We start from the raw sequence: 2,635 nt of genomic DNA on the forward strand, positions 1-2,635 counted from the left end.
CCCCCGCGGCCCCCGCACCCCGCGCGCGGACCGCGGACGAACGAGAAATGAAAGGATGGACCCGTGCAGAGCGAGGATTCCGTGAGCGAGCTGGTCTACGAGCACATGCTGCTCTCCCGATACGCCCTCCAGGGCGCACCCCCGCAGTCACGCACCGAGGCGCTGGACCGCAGCTCCACCGTGCTCCTCGCCCGCCTGCAGGCCGGCGGCCCCATGAGCGTGGCCGAGCTCGCGCAGTCCTTCGGCCTGGACATCTCCACCGTCCACCGCCAGGTGGCCGCCGCCATGAAGAGCGGGCTGATCGAGCGCATCAAGGACCCCGAGGGCGGCGTGGCCCGCAAGCACCGCCCCACCGAGGAGGGCCTGCGCCGCCTGGAGGAGGAGTTCCACGCCCGCCGGGAGTCCTTCGAGCGCTTCACGCGGGACTGGTCCGCGGAGGACGTCGCCACCTTGGCCCACCTCACCCGCCGCTTCAACGAGAGCGTGGAGGCGAGTCTCGGCCACAGCTGGCCGCGCGACTACCCCACCGAGTCCTAGCACACGACGCCGCCCGGGCCGTCCGCGCGCGGTGCCGCCGGATCTGCAGGAGCCCCGCGAACCCCCTCCGGGTGCAATCCAGTCCAGCGCCCCCCACCACACGACCCCGGCACCCCGCCGCACGCAGAGGTGATGACGAAGGACTGAGCCCCAAATACTCAGCCTGCTTGCTACAGTGGCTCCACCAACTCCGCACGAGCACCCAGGAAGTGGGCCACGGTGGCAGACATCAATCCGGAGGAATCCGAGCGGGACCGCAGCAAGGCGGCCGCAGCAGCCAATGAGCACTCCGGGTACAGCGTGGAGGGGGACACCCCGCCCGCCGAGGGACTTGGCGTGGGACCCACCAACAACGAGGTGGACCGCGAGCGCCCCGGCGAGGGCGCCGTGGGCAAGATTGTCCTGATCGGCCTGGCCGTGGTGGTGGCGCTGTTCATCGTCCTGGCCGTCATCGGGCGCGTCATCGGGTTCTTCTAGACCCGCCCCGCCCCAGGCCCGCGGCCACGGCTGACGAGCCCCTCCGTGCGCCATAGGGTGGGAGCATGACTCGGATCACCAGCTTCACGCGACAGGGACTCACGTTCGACGTTCTCGACCAGGGCCCGGAGGACGGTCCCGTGGTCCTGCTGCTGCACGGCTTCCCGCAGGACGCCCGTTGCTGGGAGCACGTCGCCGAGCGGCTGAACGCCCAGGGGCTGCGCACCCTCGCCATGGACCAGCGTGGATACTCACCGGGCGCCCGGCCCACCGAGCTGGCCGCGTACCGCCGCGAGGAGCTCTCCGGGGACGCGCTGGCTCTCGCGGACGAAGCCGGCGCCGAGCGGTTCCACCTGGTCGGCCACGACTGGGGCGGGGTGCTCGCGTGGGACATTGCCCTGCGCGCCCCGGAGCGGGTGACGTCCCTGACCGTGCTCTCGACGCCGCACCCCACCGCCCTGGGTCACGCCCTGAAGACCGCGGACCAGCTCAAGAAGTCCTGGTACATCGGCATGTTCCAGATCCCCGGCGCACCGGAGCGGCTGCTCGCGGGAAGAATCGGCACGATCGCCCGCAAGCAGGGGATCAGCGAGGACGCCGCGTCCCGCTACGGACAGCGGTTCTCCACCGCCGAGGACCTGCGCGGACCCATCAACTGGTACCGCGCGATGTTCCGCAAGGACGGCGTGACCGGCTCACATGCCGGCAACGGCATCATCACGGTGCCCACCACCTTCGTGTGGGGCAACCGGGATCCCGCCCTGGGCCGCACGGCCGCGGAGGAGACTGAGGTGTACGTGCACGCACCGTACGAGTTCATCGAGCTCGACGCCGGGCACTGGCTTCCCGAGCGCGAGGCCGGCCGGGTGGCGGACGCCATCGCGGACCGGATCTCCTCCGTCACGGCCAGCTGACACCGGCCAGCCGCCTCGGTCCTCGGTCTCAGGAGACCGAGGAGCCCAGCACCTCCAGCACGGCGTCCCCGTACTCGGCGAGCTTCTTGGCGCCCACGCCACTGATGCCGCTGAGCTGAGCGGTCGAGGCCGGAGCCGCCTCCACGATGCCCACGAGCGTGGCGTCCGAGAACACCATGTAGGGCGGGATCTGCTTCTCCTTGGCCACGGAGGTCCGCCACTCGCGCAGGGCCTCGAAGGTCTCCTTGGCGGCCTCGTCCAGCGTGTCCGCGGCGCGTGAGCGCCCGCCGCCCGCACCACCGCGAGACCGGCCGCCGCCACGCGCGGCGGGGGCCCGGTCCACCGCGAGCTCCAGGGCACCCTCACCGCGCAGCACGGGCCCGGCCTCCGGTCCGGGAACCAGCACGCCGAAGTCACCCACGGCTTCCACCACCCGGCGCGCCAGCAGCTGCCTCAGCACGGACCGCCACTCCTGCTGGGACAGCTCCTGGCCGATTCCCCACACGCTGAGCTCCTGGTGACGGGAGGCCTCCGTGCGGTCGTTCGAGCGACCGAGCAGGATGTCGAACACCTTGCCGGAACCGAACTGCTCACCGCGTTCGCGCTGCAGCCGGATGAGCGTGGACAGCAGCGGGACTGCCGCACATTTAGGTGACAGTTGGGGGTGTCAGGCCGCGAGGCTCACGGCCGGGTTCATGATGGTCTCG

4 protein-coding genes are annotated in these 2,635 nt (G+C 71.3%); 3 read left to right on the forward strand and 1 reads right to left on the reverse strand.

Features of this window, described 5'->3' with window-relative positions; genetic code table 11:
• The first annotated feature begins 63 nt into the window (after positions 1-63).
• The 3 genes from QL985_RS11955 (at position 64) to QL985_RS11965 (ending at position 1,928) form a co-directional block, all read left to right on the forward strand.
• On the forward strand, positions 64-537 hold the full coding sequence (locus tag QL985_RS11955) for a MarR family winged helix-turn-helix transcriptional regulator (RefSeq protein WP_012399394.1): 474 nt from the start codon (positions 64-66) through the stop codon (positions 535-537).
• Between the two features lie 219 nt (positions 538-756).
• Entirely contained in the window at positions 757-1,014 is a 258-nt protein-coding gene (locus tag QL985_RS11960; RefSeq protein ID WP_039100644.1) for a DUF6480 family protein, read from the forward strand.
• 65 nt (positions 1,015-1,079) lie between these two features.
• Positions 1,080-1,928 carry an alpha/beta fold hydrolase gene (locus QL985_RS11965; protein ID WP_259905307.1) on the forward strand — a complete coding sequence of 283 codons (849 nt, stop codon included), beginning with the start codon at positions 1,080-1,082 and terminating at the stop codon, positions 1,926-1,928.
• Between the two features lie 28 nt (positions 1,929-1,956).
• Here the strand turns inward: QL985_RS11965 and QL985_RS11970 are convergent, their stop codons facing one another.
• On the reverse strand, positions 1,957-2,586 hold the full coding sequence (locus QL985_RS11970; protein WP_356766092.1) for an HRDC domain-containing protein: 630 nt from the start codon (positions 2,584-2,586) through the stop codon (positions 1,957-1,959).
• Between the last annotated feature and the right edge of the window lie 49 nt (positions 2,587-2,635).

The organism is Kocuria sp. APC 4018, assembly GCF_030407675.1.
In the GTDB taxonomy this organism is placed as follows: domain Bacteria; phylum Actinomycetota; class Actinomycetes; order Actinomycetales; family Micrococcaceae; genus Kocuria; species Kocuria rhizophila.

Excerpts from the sequence above, each read along its gene's own strand:
- QL985_RS11965 (WP_259905307.1), top strand. The coding sequence starts at position 1,080 with ATGACTCGGATCACCAGCTTCACGCGACAGGGACTCACGTTCGACGTT.